This is a genomic window from Variovorax sp. R-27, from assembly GCF_049913215.1.
Taxonomy (GTDB): domain Bacteria; phylum Pseudomonadota; class Gammaproteobacteria; order Burkholderiales; family Burkholderiaceae_C; genus Variovorax.
The window spans coordinates 806373-826178 of sequence record NZ_CP183984.1; the positions used below are offsets into that span (position 1 = coordinate 806373).

Annotated in this window: 19 protein-coding genes and 4 tRNA genes; 22 read left to right on the top strand and 1 reads right to left on the bottom strand. The window is 64.1% G+C overall.

The window, feature by feature from the left end:
- The first annotated feature begins 46 nt into the window (after positions 1-46).
- Together ACN9MV_RS03650 and ACN9MV_RS03655 are read left to right on the top strand one after the other, a co-directional pair.
- Positions 47-1384 carry an MmgE/PrpD family protein gene (locus ACN9MV_RS03650; protein WP_426391340.1) on the top strand — a complete coding sequence of 446 codons (1338 nt, stop codon included), beginning with the start codon at positions 47-49 and terminating at the stop codon, positions 1382-1384.
- A 120-nt stretch (positions 1385-1504) separates the two neighbouring features.
- Entirely contained in the window at positions 1505-2209 is a 705-nt protein-coding gene (locus ACN9MV_RS03655; protein ID WP_093174964.1) for a phosphoglycolate phosphatase, read from the top strand.
- Between the two features lie 9 nt (positions 2210-2218).
- Here the strand turns inward: ACN9MV_RS03655 and ACN9MV_RS03660 are convergent, their stop codons facing one another.
- On the bottom strand, positions 2219-2821 hold the full coding sequence (locus tag ACN9MV_RS03660) for a chalcone isomerase family protein (protein ID WP_093077145.1): 603 nt from the start codon (positions 2819-2821) through the stop codon (positions 2219-2221).
- A gap of 349 nt (positions 2822-3170) precedes the next feature.
- Between ACN9MV_RS03660 and trpE the strand changes: the two genes are divergently transcribed.
- From trpE to rpoB, 20 genes are all read left to right on the top strand, one after another.
- A complete protein-coding gene (trpE, locus tag ACN9MV_RS03665) occupies positions 3171-4673 on the top strand; it encodes an anthranilate synthase component I (RefSeq protein WP_093058806.1) in 1503 nt (500 codons plus the stop codon).
- Positions 4670-5062, top strand: coding sequence for a GxxExxY protein (locus ACN9MV_RS03670; protein WP_093058807.1), 393 nt, complete (start codon positions 4670-4672; stop codon positions 5060-5062). The genes trpE and ACN9MV_RS03670 overlap by 4 nt, the downstream gene beginning before the upstream one ends.
- The gene (locus ACN9MV_RS03675; RefSeq protein ID WP_093058808.1) at positions 5059-5643 is read left to right on the top strand and encodes an aminodeoxychorismate/anthranilate synthase component II; all 585 of its coding nucleotides are present in this window, start codon (positions 5059-5061) and stop codon (positions 5641-5643) included. Before ACN9MV_RS03670 ends, ACN9MV_RS03675 begins: the two co-directional genes overlap by 4 nt.
- Before the next feature lie 6 nt (positions 5644-5649).
- Positions 5650-6708 carry a low-specificity L-threonine aldolase gene (gene ltaE, locus ACN9MV_RS03680; RefSeq protein WP_093077147.1) on the top strand — a complete coding sequence of 353 codons (1059 nt, stop codon included), beginning with the start codon at positions 5650-5652 and terminating at the stop codon, positions 6706-6708.
- 16 nt (positions 6709-6724) lie between these two features.
- On the top strand, positions 6725-7387 hold the full coding sequence (locus tag ACN9MV_RS03685; protein WP_426391341.1) for a LysE family translocator: 663 nt from the start codon (positions 6725-6727) through the stop codon (positions 7385-7387).
- 22 nt (positions 7388-7409) lie between these two features.
- The gene (gene trpD, locus ACN9MV_RS03690; protein WP_093077150.1) at positions 7410-8432 is read left to right on the top strand and encodes an anthranilate phosphoribosyltransferase; all 1023 of its coding nucleotides are present in this window, start codon (positions 7410-7412) and stop codon (positions 8430-8432) included.
- A 29-nt stretch (positions 8433-8461) separates the two neighbouring features.
- The gene (trpC, locus tag ACN9MV_RS03695) at positions 8462-9262 is read left to right on the top strand and encodes an indole-3-glycerol phosphate synthase TrpC (RefSeq protein ID WP_093077151.1); all 801 of its coding nucleotides are present in this window, start codon (positions 8462-8464) and stop codon (positions 9260-9262) included.
- Positions 9259-9966: a uracil-DNA glycosylase gene (locus ACN9MV_RS03700; RefSeq protein ID WP_093077153.1), complete on the top strand. Its 708-nt coding sequence runs from the start codon at positions 9259-9261 to the stop codon at positions 9964-9966. Before trpC ends, ACN9MV_RS03700 begins: the two co-directional genes overlap by 4 nt.
- Before the next feature lie 106 nt (positions 9967-10072).
- Positions 10073-10158 (top strand) — tRNA-Tyr (locus ACN9MV_RS03705).
- 64 nt (positions 10159-10222) lie between these two features.
- Positions 10223-10296: transfer RNA gene (locus ACN9MV_RS03710), tRNA-Gly, on the top strand.
- A 51-nt stretch (positions 10297-10347) separates the two neighbouring features.
- Positions 10348-10422 (top strand) — tRNA-Thr (locus ACN9MV_RS03715).
- 73 nt (positions 10423-10495) lie between these two features.
- Positions 10496-11689: an elongation factor Tu gene (tuf, locus tag ACN9MV_RS03720; protein ID WP_093060175.1), complete on the top strand. Its 1194-nt coding sequence runs from the start codon at positions 10496-10498 to the stop codon at positions 11687-11689.
- Positions 11690-11710: 21 nt separating this feature from the next.
- Positions 11711-11786, top strand: a tRNA-Trp gene (locus tag ACN9MV_RS03725).
- 104 nt (positions 11787-11890) lie between these two features.
- Entirely contained in the window at positions 11891-12274 is a 384-nt protein-coding gene (gene secE, locus ACN9MV_RS03730) for a preprotein translocase subunit SecE (RefSeq protein ID WP_093057178.1), read from the top strand.
- The gene (gene nusG / locus ACN9MV_RS03735) at positions 12275-12895 is read left to right on the top strand and encodes a transcription termination/antitermination protein NusG (protein ID WP_256217011.1); all 621 of its coding nucleotides are present in this window, start codon (positions 12275-12277) and stop codon (positions 12893-12895) included.
- A gap of 143 nt (positions 12896-13038) precedes the next feature.
- Entirely contained in the window at positions 13039-13470 is a 432-nt protein-coding gene (gene rplK / locus ACN9MV_RS03740; protein ID WP_007831051.1) for a 50S ribosomal protein L11, read from the top strand.
- Positions 13471-14169, top strand: coding sequence for a 50S ribosomal protein L1 (gene rplA / locus ACN9MV_RS03745; RefSeq protein ID WP_093057179.1), 699 nt, complete (start codon positions 13471-13473; stop codon positions 14167-14169).
- Between the two features lie 245 nt (positions 14170-14414).
- Entirely contained in the window at positions 14415-14951 is a 537-nt protein-coding gene (gene rplJ, locus ACN9MV_RS03750; protein WP_093057180.1) for a 50S ribosomal protein L10, read from the top strand.
- A 43-nt stretch (positions 14952-14994) separates the two neighbouring features.
- Positions 14995-15369, top strand: coding sequence for a 50S ribosomal protein L7/L12 (gene rplL / locus ACN9MV_RS03755; protein ID WP_093057181.1), 375 nt, complete (start codon positions 14995-14997; stop codon positions 15367-15369).
- 294 nt (positions 15370-15663) lie between these two features.
- On the top strand, positions 15664-19788 hold the full coding sequence (gene rpoB, locus ACN9MV_RS03760) for a DNA-directed RNA polymerase subunit beta (protein ID WP_093057182.1): 4125 nt from the start codon (positions 15664-15666) through the stop codon (positions 19786-19788).
- Positions 19789-19806: the final 18 nt, after the last annotated feature.

The window sequence follows — 19806 nt, forward strand, 5'->3', positions numbered from 1 at the left end:
GCCCGGCTCTTCTTTTTCTCTTCTTCTCGAACCGATCGGACATCCCGTGTACGCCACCGAAGTATTCGCCCGCTACGCCACCGAATTCCGCCAGGCCCGGCTGGGCGACGAGGTACTGCACCACGCCAAGCGCGCCGTGATCGACTGGCATGCCGCGCTGTTCCCCGGCCTGGAAGTTGCGCCCATGCCGCAGCTTCGCGCGCTGCTTGCCGACGATCTCGACCGTGGCCGTGCGCGCCTGCCCGATGGCCGCCCGGCGCCGGCACGCGCGGCCGCCCTGCTCAACGGCACGGCGGCCCACGCGGCCGAGGTGGACGACAGCTTCCGCGATGCCATGTACCACCCCGGTGCGGCCACGGTGGCGGCCGCGCTGGCCATCGCGCAGGACCGGGGCGCCAGCGGCCTTGAATTCCTGCGGGGCGTGGTGCTCGGCTACGAGGTCTCGACCCGCATCGGTGTGGCGATGGGGCGGGCGCACTATCGCCATTGGCACAACACCGGCACCGTGGGAACCTTTGGCGCGGCCGCTTCCGCCGCCGGCCTGCTAGGGCTGCACGGCGCGCCCTTCGCCCATGCGATGGCTACGGCCGCCACCTTTGCGGCGGGGCTGCAGCAGGCCTTCCGCATGGATTCGATGTCCAAGCCCCTGCATGCGGGGCGTGCTGCCGAAGGCGGCGTGCTCGCCGCGCAACTGGCCGCGCAGGGTGTGACGGGCTCGCTGGACGTGCTCGAGGGCGAGGCGGGCTTCGGCCGCGCCATGAGCGACGGTCCGGACTGGTCGGCGGTGGGCGACACGCTGGGGCGCGACTTCCACATCACCCGGCTGACCTTCAAGAACCACATCGGCTGCGGCCATGCCTTCGCTGCCATCGACGGGGCCCTGGAACTGGCGCGCCAGCATGGCCTGCGGGCTGCGGATATCCGCAGCGTCCACGTGGCCACCTATGGTCCCGCGCTGGACATCGCTTGCTACGAAGATCCGCGCACCGAGAACGAGGCGCGCTTCAGCCTGCGCTTCGTGGTGGCCACGGCGCTGGTGCATGGCAGCGTGCGGCTCGCGGCGTACACGCCCGAGCGGCTGGCGGATGCCGACACGCGCGCGATGATGGCGCGCATCACGACCGTGGTCGATCCCGGGATCGACGCCGCCTTCCCGGGCCGCCGCTCTGCCCGGGTGGAGATCGAGACGATCGACGGCCAGCGCCATGTCTGGCTGCAGCCCGACCGCAAGGGCGACCCCGAACTGCCGCTGTCGGACGCGGAGCTGGAAGACAAGCTGCTGGAACTGGCGGCGCCGGTGATCGGCACCGAGCGAGCGCGGACGCTGCTGCGCAACATCTGGTCGCTGGAGCAGGCGGGCGACCTGCAGGGACTGGGAGGCTGAGGTCGCGCAGGCCGGCTTCGCAGCCTTCGCTTTTCACCCAGGATTTTCGAAATTTTTTGGAACTCTATTTTTTGAGGGCCAGTAAAGTACCGGGCAATTTTTGAACTCTATTTGTTTGTTTTGAACTCCATCAGCTTCGACCACACCCGCTTCGACGCCGCCATCGTCGACCTCGACGGCACCATGGTCGACACGCTCGGCGACTTCGCTGCGTCGCTGAACCGCATGCTCGACGACCTCTCGCTGCCGCATGTGGCGCCTGCCGCCATCGAGACGATGGTGGGCAAGGGCTCGGAGCACCTGATTCATTCCGCGCTCGTGCATGTGATGGCGCCAGATGCTGCTGCCGATGCGAAGGCACGGGCCTTGTTCGACCGCGCATGGGAGCGCTACCAGCACCACTACCTCGCCATCAACGGACAGCACTCGGCGGTGTACCCCGGCGTGATCGACGGGCTGAAGGCGTTGCGCGCAAGCGGCCTGCGGCTGGCCTGCCTTACCAACAAGCCGACGTCGTTCGCAAAGCCATTGCTGGTCGACAAGGGCCTCGACGGTTTCTTCGAGCTGGTGTTCGGTGGCGATGCCTTCGAGCGCAAGAAGCCCGATCCGATGCCGCTGCTGAAGACCTGCGAAGCGCTGGGCACCACGCCCGCGCGCACGCTGATGATTGGCGACTCGAGCAACGACGCGCGCGCCGCACGCGCCGCGGGCTGCCCCGTTGTGCTCGTGACCTACGGCTACAACCACGGTGAGCCGGTGCGCGGCGTCGATGCCGACGGCTTCGTCGATTCGCTGGCCGAGCTTGCTCCGGCTGCGTTGCGGTAGCGGCCCTTCTTATTGCTTGCCGAGCAGCGCGTCCTTCAGCTTCCAGTCGGCCGGGTTTGGCCCCAGCCAGATGCGCAGCAGCGCATTGAAGAAGGCCGGCTCTTTCACCGGGTCGGGCTGAGGCACGCCGCGCACCGTGATCACCGTGCCGGTGCCGGGAAGCCAGTCGATGGTGAAGGTGTCGCCAGTCTTCAGCTGTTTCTGGTCCGCGAACATCTGGCCCATGCGCAGCAGGCCCGGAATGAGGTTGACCATTTCGCTCTTGGGCGAGTTGTCTTCCACGCCCTTGGTGAAGAGCTTGCCGAGTTCGTTCGCGTCGATGTCGCGCAGCATGGTGATGGCCACGCGCTTGGGGCCCGGCGCGGCCAGGGCCTCTTCGGTGGTCGACACCTTCTTGCCCACGTACAGGCCGGCCGTGTAGACCTTGAAGATGGCCTTGTAGCGGATGCCCGCGCCATTGAGCACCAAGGGGCTGCCGCGCAGATCCATCTGGTCTTCGAGCTTGACGCCGGCCACGTCGACCTGCGCGGCCGAGGCGCCGAGGGCGGTGGCCAGGCAGGCGGCCAGGGCGAGGCGGGAGAAGAGCACGGTCGGAAGCGAAAGAGCGGTCAACGGAGTCTCCTTGGAGTTTTGCGAACGGTCGTGCGAATGTATCTTTTTGTTTTACGTTCACGGCTTCGGGGGAACCCTGAAAGCGGCCAATGAAGGCGACCGTTGCACGCTTTGGCGTTTTCGTGGGCTAAACTCCGCGCCTCATATGTTCGTTCATCACATCATTCAAACAGGTGAAGGCAGCCGGGGAGCCTGGCCCTGGCGTCGCCATACTTCGCTGACTGTTTGATTGCACGGCGCACGCCGTGCGCCCGCGGTTCCGAGTCGATACACACTACGACGCCGGACCACCCGTGAATGACCTTGCCGCCGGCCGAAGGAGCGCCGCAGGCAACTGGAGAACGAATCCGTGATCACCGAACTTGAATTCAAGAGCCTCAGCGCCCAGGGCTACAACCGCATTCCGCTGATGGCCGAGGCCTTTGCCGACCTCGAGACGCCTCTTTCCCTCTACCTCAAGCTGGCCCATTCGCAGGGCGGCGGCAAGCACAGCTTTCTGCTCGAATCGGTGGTGGGCGGCGAGCGCTTCGGGCGCTACAGCTTCATCGGACTTCCGGCTCGCACGCTGCTGCGCGCCAGCGGCTTCGGCGCCGAGGCCGTCACCGAAGTGGTGACCGACGGGCAGGTGGTCGAGACTGCAAAGGGCAACCCGCTCGACTTCGTGGCCGAGTACCAGAAGCGATTCAAGGTTGCGCTGCGGCCCGGCTTGCCGCGCTTCTGCGGTGGCCTTGCCGGCTACTTCGGCTACGACACCGTGCGCCACATCGAGCGCAAGCTCGAAAAGAGCTGCCCGCCCGACACGCTGGGATGCCCCGACATCCTGCTGCTGCAGTGCGAGGAGCTGGCCGTCATCGACAACCTGTCGGGCAAGCTTTACCTCATCGTCTATGCCGATCCGAAGCAGCCCGAGGCCTATGCCGTGGGCAAGCGCCGCCTGCGCGAGCTGAAGGAAAAGCTCAAGTACTCGGTGAGCGCCCCCGTCGTGAAGCCCACGCAGCCGCATCCGCCGGAGCGAAGCTTTGCCAAGGCCGACTACCTTGCGGCCGTCGAGCGCGCCAAGGAAATGATCGCCGCCGGCGACTTCATGCAGGTGCAGGTGGGCCAGCGCATCAGCAAGCGCTACACCGAGTCGCCGCTGTCGCTGTACCGCGCGCTGCGTTCGCTGAACCCGTCGCCCTACATGTACTACTACAACCTTGGCGACTTCCACGTGGTGGGCGCTTCGCCCGAGATTCTGGTGCGCCAGGAGAACACGGGCGAGGGCGAACAGAAGATCACCATCCGCCCGCTGGCCGGTACGCGCCCCCGCGGCGCATCGATCGAGCTCGACAAGGCGGCGGAGGAAGAACTCATCAACGACCCGAAGGAGCGCGCCGAGCACGTGATGCTGATCGACCTCGCGCGCAACGACATCGGCCGCATCGCCAAGACCGGCACGGTGAAGGTGACGGAAGCCTTTGCGGTGGAGCGCTACAGCCACGTGATGCATATCGTGAGCAACGTCGAAGGCACGCTGAAGGACGGCATGACCGCCATCGACGTGCTGAAAGCCACGTTCCCGGCGGGCACGCTGACCGGTGCGCCGAAGGTGCATGCGATGGAGCTCATCGACCAGTTGGAGCCGACCAAGCGCGGGCTGTATGGCGGCGCGTGCGGCTACATCAGCTACGCGGGCGACATGGACGTGGCCATCGCCATTCGCACCGGCATCGTGAAGGACCAGATGCTGCACGTGCAGGCCGCGGCCGGCGTGGTGGCCGACTCGGTGCCCGAGCTGGAGTGGAAAGAAACTGAAGCCAAGGCGCGCGCACTCCTGCGTGCCGCCGAACTGGTCGAGGAAGGCCTGGAATGAGCACCGCACCCGATATTCAGAACGACTTCTCGCACGAGATCATCGGCGCGGCCGTCGAGGTGCAGCGCGTGCTCGGCACGGGGCTCGACGAAGGGGCCTATGCGGCTGCGCTGGCCATCGAGCTCGCCGAGCGCGAGATCGGCTTCACGCGCGACGTGGCGCTGTCGGCCAGCTACAAGGGCCGCTCGCTCGGCGAGGTGTACCGTGCGGGCTTCGTGATCGAGCAATCTGTCATCGTCGAACTCAAGGCAGTCGACGTGCTGACCGACCTGCATCGCGCGCAGGTGCTTGCCGCGCTGCGCCTGTCGGGCCTCAAGCTGGGCCTTCTGATCAACTTCAACGTGTTCCCCGTCGTCAAGGGCGTGCACCGGATTGTGAGCAAGCCATGAAACTGCTGATGATCGACAACTACGATTCCTTTACCTACAACATCGTCCAGTACTTCGGCGAGCTGGGTGCGGACGTGCAGGTGCACCGCAACGACGAGATCACGGTGGAGCAGATCGGCGAGCTGATCGCCTCCGGCGTGACGCGGCTGGTGGTGTCGCCCGGGCCGTGTTCGCCGGCGGAAGCGGGTGTTTCGGTGGCGGCCATCGAGGCCTTTGCGGGCAAGCTGCCCATTCTTGGCGTGTGCCTGGGCCACCAGGCCATCGGCGCGGCCTTCGGCGGCAAGATCGTGCGCGCGCAGCAGCTCATGCACGGCAAGACCAGCGAGATCACGACCACGCAAGAAGGCGTGTTCGCGGGTCTGCCCGAGAAGTTCATCGTCAACCGCTACCACTCGCTTTCCATCGAGCGCGAGAGTTGCCCGAAGGCACTGGCTGTCACCGCATGGACCGATGACGGCGAGATCATGGGGGTGCGGCACACCGGATTCGCGCATGACGTGCGCATCGAAGGCGTGCAGTTCCATCCCGAATCCATCCTGACGGAGCACGGCCACGCCATGCTCAAGAACTTCCTGGACTGAGCCACCATGACCGATCGCACTTCCCTCGTCGACCTGCGCAGCGACACCGTCACGCAACCCACGCCCGCGATGCGGGAGGCCATGATGGCGGCGCCGCTGGGCGACGACGTCTTCGGCACCGACCCGAGCGTCAATGCGCTGCAGGAAAAGATTGCCACGATGCTGGGCTTCGAGGCTGCGCTGTTCGTGCCCACCGGCACGCAGAGCAACCTGTGCGCGATTCTTTCGCACTGCGGCCGCGGCGACGAATACATCGTCGGCCAGCAGGCGCACTGCTATCGGTGGGAAGGCGGCGGCGCGGCGGTGTTCGGCAGCGTGCAGCCCCAGCCGCTCGACCACGCGCCCGACGGCACGCTGCCGCTGGCGCAGATCGAGGCGGCCATCAAGCCCGATGACGCGCACTTCGCGCGCACGCGGCTGCTGGCGCTGGAGAACACGCTGGGCGGCAAGCTGCTGCCCTTCGAGTACGTGCAGGCGGCGACCGATCTGGCGAAGAGCAAGGGGCTGCAGCGGCATCTGGACGGCGCACGGCTCTTCAATGCGGCGACCGCGCAGGCGGCGTTGAACAAGCGCAGCGACATCCGCGCGGAGGCGCGCCGCATCGCGCAATGCTTCGACAGCGTGTCGGTGTGCTTCAGCAAGGGGCTGGGCGCGCCCATCGGCTCGGCGCTGGTGGGATCGCGTGAATTCATAGCACGCGCACATCGCATTCGCAAGATGGCAGGCGGCGGCATGCGGCAGGCCGGGCTGCTGGCTGCGGCGGCTTCGCATGCACTCGATCACCATATCGATCGCCTGGCCGACGACCACGCATTGGCACAGCGGCTTGCACAAGGGCTCGAAGGCATCGAGGGCCTGACGGTCGAGGCGCCGCACACGAACATCGTGTTCGCGGATCTCACCGGGGCTGCGCAGGCGCGTTCGTCGGAACTGATCGCGAGCCTGAACCAGCAAGGCATCCTGGCGACGGGGCTTTACCGGTTGCGCTTCGTGACGCACCTCGACGTCGATGCCGCCGGCGTCGACCGGGCCGTCGCCGCGATCCGCGCCTTCTTCAACGCCTGAGCCCTGCGAGGACGCGATGCCTGATCTTCCCCATCTGCTCGCTTTCATCGCCGCCGGCTGGCTGCTGAACCTCACGCCCGGACCCGACGTGCTGTACGTCGTGACGAATTCGCTGCGCTCCGGCGTGCGCGCCGGCATCGTGGCGGGGCTGGGCATCACGGCCGGCTGCTTCGTTCACATCTTTGCCGCCGCAGTCGGCGTCGGCACCCTGATGGCGACATCGGCGGCGGCCTTCACGGTGCTCAAGTACATCGGTGCGGCGTACCTGCTGTATCTGGGCCTGCGCATGCTGCTGTCGCGCGCGGCGCCGCCTGCGGATCTGGACAAGGCGGCCGCCGATGCGGGCGGGGAGCGCAGTCTCAAGGCGATCTTTCTGGGGGGGTTCTGGACGAACGTGTTGAACCCCAAGGTCGCGCTGTTCTTCCTGGCCTTCGTGCCGCAGTTCATCGCGCCGGGCACCGACAACAAGGCGTTGGCCTTCGTGCTGCTGGGCGTGCTGTTCAACCTCAATGCCATTCCCGTCAACGTGGGATGGGCCTTGGCCGCAGGCTGGATGGCGCACCGCAGCGCCGTGCAGAAGGGCATGCACTGGCTCGACCGTGCTGCCGGCGTGCTTTTCATCGGCTTCGGCCTCAAGCTCGCGTTCACCGACGCGCCCGCCGTTCGCGTCGGCCGCTGATTCACTCTCGAGGAGACTTTCCATGATCACCCCCCAGGAAGCGCTGCAGCGCACCATCGAACACCGCGAAGTCTTCCACGACGAGATGCTGCACATCGTGCGCCTCATCATGAGCGGCGAGTGCTCGCCCGTGATGATGGCCGCGCTGATCACCGGCCTGCGCGTGAAGAAGGAAACCATCGGCGAGATCACCGCCGCCGCGCAGGTGATGCGCGAGGTGTCGACCAAGGTGCCCGTCGCGGACACGACGCATCTCGTGGACATCGTCGGCACGGGCGGCGATGGCTCGCACACATTCAACATCTCGACCTGCTCGATGTTCGTGGCGGCCGCGGCGGGCGCCAAGGTGAGCAAGCACGGCGGGCGCAGCGTGTCGAGCAAGTCGGGCAGCGCCGACGTGCTGGAGTCGCTGGGCGTGAACATCAACCTCAAGCCCGAGCAGATCGCGCGCTCGATCGAGGAATGCGGCATCGGCTTCATGTTCGCGCCGAACCACCATCCGGCGATGAAGAACGTCGCGCCGGTGCGCAAGGAGCTCGGCATCAAGACCATCTTCAACATCCTTGGGCCGCTGACCAATCCGGCCGGTGCGCCGAACATCCTGATGGGCGTGTTCCACCCCGACCTCGTGGGCATCCAGGTGCGCGCGCTGCAGCGGCTCGGCGCCGAGCATGCGGTGGTGGTCTACGGGCGCGACGGCATGGACGAGATATCGCTCGGTGCCGCCACCATGGTGGGCGAGCTGAAGGACGGCGAGATCCGCGAGTACGAACTGCATCCCGAGGACTTCGGCTTCCAGATGTCGAGCAACCGCGCGCTGCGCGTGGAAACGCCCGAGCAGTCGAAGGCGATGCTGCTGGGCGTGCTCGACAATCAGGCCGGCCCTGCGCTCGACATCGTGCTGCTGAATGCTGGCGCGGCACTGTATGCGGCGAACGTGGTCGATTCGGTGCAAGCGGGTGTGGAGCGCTCACGCAGCGCCATCGCCTCGGGCGCGGCGAAGGCCAAGCTGGCCGAGCTGATCAAGGCCTCCACGACAGTCTGAGTCCCAAGAAACCGGAAACCCCAGAAGTTATGTCCGACATCCTCGACAAGATCGTTGCCGTCAAGCACCAGGAGGTGGCTGCGGCCCTGAAGCGAGCGCCGCTCGAGGCCGTGCGCTTCGATGCCGAGAGCCGCGTGCTGACGCGCGACTTCGAAGGCGCCCTGCGCGCCAAGATCGCCGCCGGGCAGGCCGCGGTGATTGCCGAAGTCAAGAAGGCCAGCCCGAGCAAGGGCGTGCTGCGCGAAGACTTCATTCCGGCCGACATCGCCCAGAGCTATGCGGAGGGCGACGGCGAGATCAGCGCGGCCTGCCTTTCGGTGCTGACCGACAAGCAGTTCTTCCAGGGCGGTGTGGACTATCTCAAGCAGGCGCGCGCCTCGTGCGACCTGCCGGTGCTGCGCAAGGACTTCATCATCGATGCGTACCAGGTGTATGAATCGCGCGCGATGGGTGCCGATGCCATCCTGTTGATCGTCGCTTGTCTCGACGATGCGCAGATGAAGGACTACGAAGCCATCGCGCGCGGGCTGGGCATGGCGGTGCTGGTGGAGGTGCATGACGCGGCTGAGCTCGACCGTGCGCTGAAGCTGAAGACGGCGCTGATCGGGGTCAACAACCGCAATCTGCGCAATTTCGAGGTGTCGATCCAGGCGACCATCGACTTGCTGCCGAAGCTGCCATCCGATCGTTTGCCGGTGACCGAGTCGGGCATCGGCACGCGCGAAGACGTCGCCACGCTACGTGCGGCCGGTGTCAACGCCTTCCTGGTCGGCGAAGCATTCATGCGCGCCAAGGAACCCGGCGAGGCCCTCGCTGCGTTGTTCAAATGAGCCGGCCCGATCAGCTGTCGAGCAGCGATCCTGCCGACTGGCCGGTGGCGCCTGGCTGGCAGCCACTGGTTGACGATTTCTTTGGCGGTGTCGTGGGACAAAAGCTGCTGGGCTTCTTGCGCGAGCGTCTCGATGCGGGGGCGGTGATTTTTCCGCCGCAGCCGCTGAGGGCGCTAGAACTCACGCCGCCGGAGGACGTGCGCGTAGTGATCCTGGGCCAGGACCCGTACCACGGGCGCGGCCAGGCCGAGGGGCTGGCGTTCTCCGTGGCGCCCGGCGTGGCACTGCCGCCTTCGCTGCGCAACATCTTCAAGGAGCTCCAGCGCGACTTGGGCACACCGCCGCCAGCATTCCCGAATCCGGGTGGCAGTCTGGTGAAGTGGGCGACGCATGGCGTACTGCTGCTCAACACCTGCCTGACGGTCGAGGAAGCGCAGCCAGCCAGCCATTCCGGCCGTGGCTGGGAGGTGCTGACAGATGCCGTCATTCGCCATGTTTCAGACGGCGCAAAACCTGTTGTTTTTATGCTGTGGGGCTCGCACGCGCAGAGTAAGCGGGCGTTGATCGACGTTAAGCGCCATAAGGTGCTGATGTCGAATCATCCGTCCCCTCTCTCGGCGTTGCGCCCGCCCGTGCCGTTCATCGGCTGCGGCCACTTCGGTGAAGCGCGTGCGTGGCGGGAGGCCCAGCGGGCGGAGGGGTGAAGTTGGGCGATAATCGTAGGCTCACACCTTGAGCAGTTTCCCCGCATCTTCTGGATGCTTGGATTTCTGAGTAGTCACAAAACCGTGCTATATTTCGAGGTTCGCCGGAGAGGTGGCCGAGTGGTTAATGGCAGCAGACTGTAAATCTGCCCTCTTACGAGTACGCTGGTTCGAATCCAGCCCTCTCCACCAGCGATGAATTTGGTTTCTAAGAGCGATTGGATTTCGCGCTTTGGGTGCCTTGAGTGCCCCAGATGCGGGAGTAGTTCAATGGTAGAACCCCAGCCTTCCAAGCTGATGACGCGGGTTCGATTCCCGTCTCCCGCTCCAGAGACTCGGTTCATTGTTGAGGCGATGTGAATTCGTAACTTTGTTACAAATGCCCTTTTGGCTCAGTGGTAGAGCACTCCCTTGGTAAGGGAGAGGTCGCGGGTCCGATTCCCGCAAAGGGCACCAGTTTTTGGGGGTTGCAACGGCAGCTTTGCAACCCATCTGCATACGTTGGAAACGTTTTTTTCGGAGTCGAAAAATGGCAAAAGGTAAATTCACCCGCACCAAGCCGCACGTGAACGTGGGCACGATCGGTCACGTTGACCACGGCAAGACGACGCTGACGGCTGCGATCGCGACGGTTCTGTCGGCCAAGTTCGGCGGCGAAGCCAAGGCCTACGACCAGATCGACGCTGCGCCTGAAGAAAAGGCCCGCGGCATCACGATCAACACCGCGCACGTCGAGTACGAAACGGCCAACCGCCACTACGCACACGTCGACTGCCCCGGCCACGCCGACTATGTGAAGAACATGATCACCGGCGCTGCCCAGATGGACGGCGCCATCCTGGTGTGCTCGGCTGCTGACGGCCCGATGCCCCAGACCCGTGAACACATCCTGCTGGCTCGCCAGGTGGGCGTGGGCTACATCATCGTGTTCCTGAACAAGTGCGACATGGTCGACGACAAGGAGCTGCTCGAGCTGGTCGAAATGGAAGTTCGCGAACTCCTCGACAAGTACGAATTCCCCGGCGACGACACCCCGATCATCCATGGCTCGGCCAAGCTCGCCCTGGAAGGCGACAAGGGCGAACTGGGCGAAGGCGCCATCATGAAGCTGGCCGAAGCCCTGGACACGTACATCCCGACGCCCGAGCGCGCTGTGGACGGCACGTTCCTGATGCCCGTGGAAGACGTGTTCTCGATCTCGGGTCGCGGCACGGTGGTGACCGGCGCTGTCGAGCGCGGCGTGATCAAGGTTGGTGAAGAAATCGAAATCGTGGGCATCCGCCCGACGGTCAAGACCACCTGCACCGGCGTGGAAATGTTCCGCAAGCTGCTGGACCAGGGCCAGGCTGGCGACAACGTCGGCGTGCTGCTGCGCGGCACGAAGCGCGAAGAAGTCGAGCGCGGCCAAGTGCTGTGCAAGCCCGGCTCGATCAAGCCGCACACGCACTTCACCGCCGAGGTGTACGTTCTGTCGAAGGACGAAGGCGGCCGTCACACGCCGTTCTTCAACAACTACCGTCCGCAGTTCTACTTCCGCACGACGGACGTGACCGGCGCGATCGAGCTGCCCAAGGACAAGGAAATGGTCATGCCTGGCGACAACGTCAGCATCACCGTCAAGCTGATCAACCCGATCGCGATGGAAGAGGGCCTGCGCTTCGCCATCCGTGAAGGCGGCCGTACCGTGGGTTCGGGCGTCGTGGCCAAGATCCTCGACATCTAAGTCGGGCGCAAAGAGTACCGGAGGGGTATAGCTCAATTGGCAGAGCGTCGGTCTCCAAAACCGAAGGTTGTAGGTTCGATTCCTACTGCCCCTGCCACTTAGGTGGCACTCCGAAAAAAGCCCGTCGCGTCCCGACGGGCTTCGGCGTCTCAAGAGACGCATTGAATTGAAGGCCTCAGGGTCACAGGAAATCAGCCAAACATGGCCACTTCTCAAATCGAAACCGTGAGCACCGGCGCCGACAAGGCCAAACTGGCCGTGGCTGTCGTGCTGGCAGTGGGCGCCATCGTGGCGTTCTATCTGCTGTCGCGCCAAGGCTCGCTGGTGCAATGGGCTGCGCTGCTGGTCGGCTTGGCCGCAGCGGTAGCTGCCTTCGGCAGTTCGGAGAATGGCCGTCAGTTGTGGGCCTTCGGCCGCGACTCGTGGCGCGAGGTCAAGAAGGTCGTCTGGCCGACCCGCAAGGAAGCGATGCAGATGACGGCTTATGTGTTCGCCTTCGTGGCGATCATGTCCGTCTTCCTCTGGCTCACCGACAAGACGCTCGAATGGGTGTTTTTCGACCTCATTCTGGGCTGGAGAAAATAAATGACCGCTGATCCAGTGAATGCAGTTGAAACCACGCCGGGCGCGCCAGAGGAAGAAAACACCTCGGTGCTGGCTCCCGCCGCCAATCCAGATCTGCGTTGGTACGTGGTGCATGCCTATTCGGGCATGGAGAAGGCCGTCGAGCGCAACATCACCGAGCGCATCAATCGCGCCGGCATGCAGGACAAGTTCGGCCGCATCCTGGTTCCGACCGAAGAAGTGGTCGAAATCAAGAACGGCCAGAAGCGCACCACCGAGCGTCGCTTCTTCCCGGGCTACGTGCTGGTCGAAATGATCATGGACGACGAGAGCTGGCACCTGGTGAAGCACACCAACAAGGTGACGGGTTTCGTGGGCGGCGCCAAGAACCGTCCGGCCCCGATCTCGCAGAAAGAGGTCGAGGACATCGTCAGCCAGATGCAGCAGGGCACCGAGAAGCCGCGCCACAAGGTCGAGTTCACCGTTGGCGAATTCGTGCGCGTCAAGGAAGGCCCGTTCACCGACTTCAACGGCACTGTCGAAGAAGTCAACTACGAGAAGAGCAAGGTCAGCGTGTCGGTCATGATTTTCGGCCGCGCGACACCTGTGGAACTCGAATTCAGCCAGGTCGAGAAGACCTGACGCCCCGCCGGCCTTCGGGTCGGCGTTACTGTTTTCGGCTGCGCGTTGTCCGACTCGGCGCGCGGCCTTGATCGAAGAGTCGTTTAACCCCGGGGAGCCGCGGCCGCAAGCCAAGGCGATATCACCCGCAAGGAGCAAATAGCATGGCGAAAAAAATCGTCGGCTTCATCAAGCTGCAAGTGCCAGCTGGTAAGGCCAACCCGTCCCCGCCGATCGGTCCCGCACTCGGTCAGCGCGGTCTGAACATCATGGAGTTCTGCAAGGCGTTCAACGCGCAAACCCAAGGCGTCGAGCCGGGTCTGCCGCTGCCGGTGGTCATCACCGCGTTCGCTGACAAGAGCTTCACCTTCATCATCAAGACGCCCCCGGCGATCACCTTGATCAAGAAGGCCATCAAGCTGGAAAAGGGCTCGGCCCGTCCGCACACCGACAAGGTCGGCAAGATCACGCGCGCTCAGCTCGAAGAAATTGCCAAGGCCAAGATGAAGGACCTGACTGCCGCCGACCTCGACGCAGCAGTTCGTACCATCGCCGGCTCGGCCCGCTCGATGGGCGTGAATGTGGAGGGCGTGTAAATGTCCAAGATCACCAAGAAGCAGAAGTCGCTCGAAGGCAAGGTCGACAGCAACAAGCTGTACCCGCTGGTTGACGCGATCACCATCGTCAAGGAAGCCGCTACCGCCAAGTTCGATGAATCGATCGACGTGGCCGTGCAACTCGGCATCGATGCGAAGAAGTCGGACCAGGTCGTGCGTGGCGCCGTCGTGCTGCCCAACGGCACCGGCAAGACCAAGCGCGTCGCCGTGTTCGCCCAAGGCGCCAAGGCTGAAGAAGCCAAGGCCGCCGGCGCCGACATCGTCGGCATGGACGACCTGGCTGCCATGGTCAAGGCTGGCGACATGCCTTTCGACGTCGTGATCGCCGCACCGGACGCCATGCGCGTCGTCGGTACGCTCGGCCAGATCCTCGGCCCGCGCGGCCTGATGCCTAACCCGAAGGTTGGCACGGTGACCCCGGACGTCGCTACGGCCGTGAAGAACGCCAAGGCTGGCCAGGTTCAGTTCCGCGTCGACAAGGCCGGCATCGTGCACGGCACGATCGGCCGTCGCTCGTTCGACAACGACAAGCTGCAGGGCAACCTCGCAGCGCTGATCGATGCTCTGGTCAAGGCCAAGCCCGCGACCAGCAAGGGCGTGTACCTGCGCAAGGTGGCTGTGTCGTCGACCATGGGTCTGGGTGTCCGCGTGGACACGCAAACCATCTCGGCGAGCTAAAGAGATTTGCTCCGCCCGAAAGGGTGGGGCGAATGTGGTGGGTCGCGGCAGCTTCGGTTGCCGCGGGCCATCCAAGACCGCTGGTGTGCAGGGTGCTGCACTTAATCGCCGGACCTTTCCGTCAGGCAATCAGCGCAGATGGCGATCCCGCTGCAAGGAATTTGATTTTTGTTCCGAAACAGTTGGTCGCTGCATGAAGCGCGATCCCAGGCCCCGGCCGAAGATCGCATTAAAAGGAGTAGACCTTGAGTCTGAATCGCAGTGAGAAAGAAGCGGTCATCAGTGATGTGACCAGCCTCGCCGCAAAAGCTCAAACGCTCGTGATGGCGGAATACCGTGGCATCACGGTGGCCGATATGACCAAACTGCGCAACGAAGCGCGCAGCAAGGGTGTGAGCCTGAGTGTTCTGAAGAACACCCTGGCCCGCCGTGCTGTCGCTGGTAGCCCGTTTGAGATTGTTGGCGACCAGATGACCGGTCCGCTGATCTACGGCTTCTCCGAAGACGCTGTGGCCGCCGCCAAGGTGGTGGCCGATTTCGCGAAGACCAACGACAAGCTGGTCATTCGCGGCGGCGCCTTCGGTGGCAAGGCCCTGGACGTCGACGGCGTGAAGCAACTGGCCAACATCCCTTCGAAGGAAGTGCTGCTGGCGCAATTGCTGGGCTTGATGCAATCCCCGATCTCTCGTACCGCCCGCGTGCTCGCGGCGCTGGCCGAGAAGCGCGGTGGTGGCGAAGCTGCACCCGTTGCCGATGCACCGGCAGAAGCGCAGGCCGCCTGAGCCTCGCGTTTGAAATATTCAACCCAATTGTTAGGAAACAAAAATGGCATTCGATAAAGACGCATTTCTGACCGCGCTCGACAGCATGACGGTCCTGGAACTCAACGACCTGGTGAAAGCCATCGAAGAGAAGTTCGGCGTGAGCGCCGCTGCAATGTCGGCTCCGGCCGCTGGTGGTGGCGCAGCCGCTGCTGTGGTCGAAGAAAAGACCGAATTCAATGTCGTGCTGGCTGATGTCGGCGCGAACAAGGTGTCGGTCATCAAGGCTGTGCGCGAAATCACCGGCCTGGGCCTCAAGGAAGCCAAGGATCTGGTGGAAGCCGCTCCCAAGGCTGTCAAGGAAGGCCTGTCGAAGGCTGACGCTGACGCTGCCAAGAAGAAGCTGGAAGAAGCCGGCGCCAAGGTGGAACTGAAGTAATTCAGACCCCCTGGAGGGCTGGAGGCGCCTGAAAAGGCCCTCCAGCCTTTGCCGCTTTCAGAGCGCACCCAAAAGCCGGCTCGTTGCCGGCTTTCCCGGAGACCTTCAGGTCGACGGAAAAGCCAAGACGAGACGTTTTTTGAGTGTCTTCTGACCCCGACTGCAGAAGACCCCTTGGTTCGGGCGATGTGCAACGCATCGCTGTCCGCCAACGGCTGGTAGTGGCCAGCCGCCAAGCAGTGGTGCCTCGGCACTGCTGACAAGTCGCTGAAGATCTCAAGCACCGGAGCTCTCATGGCCCAATCGTCCGCGTACAGTTACACCGAACGCAAGCGCATCCGAAAAAGTTTCGGCAATCGCGATAGCGTCGTCGAAATTCCCTACCTGCTGCAGATGCAGAAAGACGCGTACACCGCGTTCCTGCAAGCCGGCATTCCCCCGAAACAACGCACCGTCGAAGGCCTGCAGGCCGCGTTCGACGCCGCCTTCCCGATCGTCTCGCACAACGGTTTCGTCGAGATGAAGTTCCTCGAGTACAACTTGGCGAAGCCGGCGTTCGATGTGCGCGAGTGCCAGACCCGTGGTCTGACCTTCGCCTCGGCCGTGCGCGCCAAGGTCCAGCTCATCATCTATGACCGCGAGTCGTCGACTTCGCAGTCGAAGGTGGTCAAGGAAGTGAAGGAACAAGAGGTCTACATGGGCGAAGTGCCGCTCATGACCGAAAAGGGTTCGTTCATCATCAACGGCACCGAGCGCGTGATCGTGTCGCAGCTGCACCGTTCGCCGGGCGTGTTCTTCGAACACGACAAGGGCAAGACGCACAGCTCGGGCAAGCTGCTGTTCTCGGCCCGCGTGATTCCCTACCGCGGTTCGTGGCTCGACTTCGAATTCGACCCGAAGGACATGCTGTACTTCCGCGTGGACCGTCGCCGCAAGATGCCGGTCACGATCCTGCTGAAGGCCATCGGCCTGAACCCGGAATCGATCCTCGCGAACTTCTTCGTGAACGACAACTTCCGCCTGATGGACAGCGGCGCGCAGATGGAGTTCGTCTCCGAGCGCCTGCGCGGCGAAGTCGCGCGCTTCGACATCACCGACAAGTCGGGCAAGGTCGTGGTCGCCAAGGACAAGCGCGTTACCGCGCGCCACACGCGTGAGCTCGAGCAGGGCGGCACCACGCACATCAGCGTGCCGGAAGACTTCCTGATCGGCCGCGTGATCGCCCGCAACATCGTCGACGCCGACTCCGGCGAAATCCTGGCCAAGGCCAACGACGAGCTGACCGAAGCGCTGCTGAAGAAGCTGCGCACGGCCGGCGTGCAAGACGTGCAGGTGATCTACACGAACGAACTCGACCAGGGCGCGTACATCTCGCAGACCCTGCGCATCGACGAAACCGTGGACGAATTCGCTGCACGCGTGGCCATCTACCGCATGATGCGCCCCGGCGAGCCGCCGACGGAAGACGCCGTGCAGGCCCTGTTCCAGCGCCTGTTCTACAACCCGGACACGTACGACCTGTCGCGCGTCGGCCGCATGAAGTTCAACGCCAAGGTCGGCCGCGACGAATCGACCGGCCCGATGGTGCTGACCAACGAAGACATCCTGGCCGTGGTCAAGATCCTCGTCGACCTGCGCAACGGCAACGGCGAAGTCGACGACATCGACCACCTGGGCAACCGCCGCGTGCGTTGCGTCGGCGAACTGGCCGAAAACCAGTACCGCACCGGCCTGGCACGTATCGAGAAGGCCGTGAAGGAACGTCTGGGTCAAGCGGAACAGGAGCCGCTGATGCCGCACGACCTGATCAACAGCAAGCCGATCTCGGCCGCGCTGAAGGAATTCTTCGGCGCCTCGCAGCTGTCGCAGTTCATGGACCAGACGAACCCGCTGTCCGAAATCACCCACAAGCGCCGCGTGTCGGCCCTTGGCCCGGGTGGTCTGACGCGTGAACGTGCAGGCTTCGAAGTGCGCGACGTGCACGTGACCCACTACGGCCGCGTGTGCCCGATCGAAACGCCTGAAGGCCCGAACATCGGCCTGATCAACTCGCTGGCCCTGTACGCCCGCCTGAACGAATACGGCTTCATCGAGACGCCGTACCGTCGCGTGATCGACAGCAAGGTCACGATGGACATCGACTACCTGTCGGCCATCGAGGAAGGCAAGTACGTCATCGCCCAGGCCAACGCGGCCCTGGACAAGGACGGCAAGCTGACCGGCGACCTGGTCTCGGCGCGTGAAGCCGGCGAATCGATCCTGGTCGGTGCCGAACGCATCCAGTACATGGATGTGTCGCCCGCGCAGATCGTGTCGGTGGCCGCATCGCTCGTGCCGTTCCTCGAGCACGACGACGCGAACCGCGCGTTGATGGGCGCCAACATGCAGCGCCAGGCCGTGCCTGTGCTGCGCCCCGAGAAGCCGATGGTCGGTACCGGTATCGAGCGCGTCTCCGCGGTCGACTCCGGCACCGTGGTCACGGCCACCCGCGGCGGTATCGTCGACTACGTCGATGCGACCCGTGTCGTGGTGCGCGTGAACGACGCCGAAGCGGCTGCCGGTGAAGTCGGTGTGGACATCTACAACCTGATCAAGTATCAGCGTTCGAACCAGAACACCAACATCCACCAGCGCCCCATCGTCAAGCGCGGCGACAAGATCGCCAAGGGCGACGTGGTGGCCGACGGCGCATCGACCGACCTCGGCGAACTGGCCCTCGGCCAGAACATGCTGATCGCGTTCATGCCGTGGAACGGCTACAACTTCGAAGACTCGATCCTGATCTCGGAACGCGTCGTCGCAGAAGACCGCTACACCTCGATCCACATCGAGGAACTGGTGGTGATGGCTCGCGACACGAAGCTGGGCGCGGAAGAAATCACGCGCGACATCCCGAACCTGGCCGAGCAGCAGCTCAACCGCCTCGACGAATCCGGCATCATTTATGTCGGCGCCGAAGTGCAGCCGGGCGACACGCTGGTGGGCAAGGTCACGCCGAAGGGCGAGACCACGCTGACGCCTGAAGAGAAGCTGCTTCGCGCCATCTTCGGCGAGAAGGCTTCCGACGTGAAGGACACCTCGCTGCGTGTGGATCAGGGCTCGCAAGGCACCGTGATCGACGTGCAGGTGTTCACCCGCGAAGGCATCACGCGCGACAAGCGCGCACAGCAGATCATCGACGACGAGCTCAAGCGCTTCCGCCTCGACCTGAACGACCAGCTTCGCATCGTCGAAGCCGACGCGTTCGACCGCATCGAGAAGCTGCTGACCGGCAAGGTCGCCAACGGCGGCCCGAACAAGCTGGCCAAGGGCACGAAACTCGACAAGGCCTACCTGTCGTCGGTAGAGAAGTTCCACTGGTTCGACATCCGCCCGGCGGAAGACGAAGTGGCTTCGCAGCTCGAGTCGATCAAGAACTCGCTGGAGCAGACGCGCCACAGCTTCGACCTCGCGTTCGAAGAAAAGCGCAAGAAGCTCACGCAGGGCGACGAGCTGCCCGCGGGCGTGCTCAAGATGGTCAAGGTCTACCTGGCCGTCAAGCGCCGCCTGCAACCCGGCGACAAGATGGCCGGCCGTCACGGCAACAAGGGTGTGGTGTCGAAGATCGTTCCGGTCGAAGACATGCCCCACATGGCCGACGGCACGCCGTGCGACATCTGCCTGAACCCGCTGGGCGTGCCTTCGCGGATGAACGTGGGCCAGGTGCTCGAGGTGCATCTGGGCTGGGCCGGCAAGGGCATCGGCCAGCGCATCGGTGACCTGCTGCAGCAAGAGGCCAAGGTGGCCGAGCTGCGCAAGTTCATGGAGCAGCTGTACAACGGCTCGGGCCGCCAGGAAAACATCAGCTCGCTGAACGACACCGAACTGCTCGAAATGGCAGCGAACCTGCAGAACGGCGCGACCTTCGCGACGCCTGTGTTCGACGGTGCTTCGGAAGAAGAAATCCGCGGCATGCTGAAGCTCGCCTACCCGGACGACATCGCCAAGCTCAAGGGCCTGACCGATACGCGCACGCAGGCGTACCTGTTCGACGGCCGCACCGGCGACCAGTTCGAGCGTCCCGTCACCGTCGGCTACATGCACTTCCTGAAGCTGCATCACCTGGTCGACGACAAGATGCACGCGCGTTCCACCGGCCCGTACTCGCTCGTCACGCAGCAACCGCTGGGCGGCAAGGCGCAGTTCGGCGGCCAGCGTTTCGGGGAAATGGAAGTGTGGGCGCTGGAAGCTTACGGCGCCGCCTACGTCCTGCAGGAAATGCTGACCGTGAAGTCCGACGACGTGCAAGGCCGTACCAAGGTGTACGAAAGCATCGTCAAGGGCGAGCACTCGATCGAAGCCGGCATGCCGGAATCGTTCAACGTGCTGGTCAAGGAAATTCGTTCGCTGGGCCTCGACATCGAGCTCGAGCGTTCTTAATTTGAAAAGGGAAAGAGT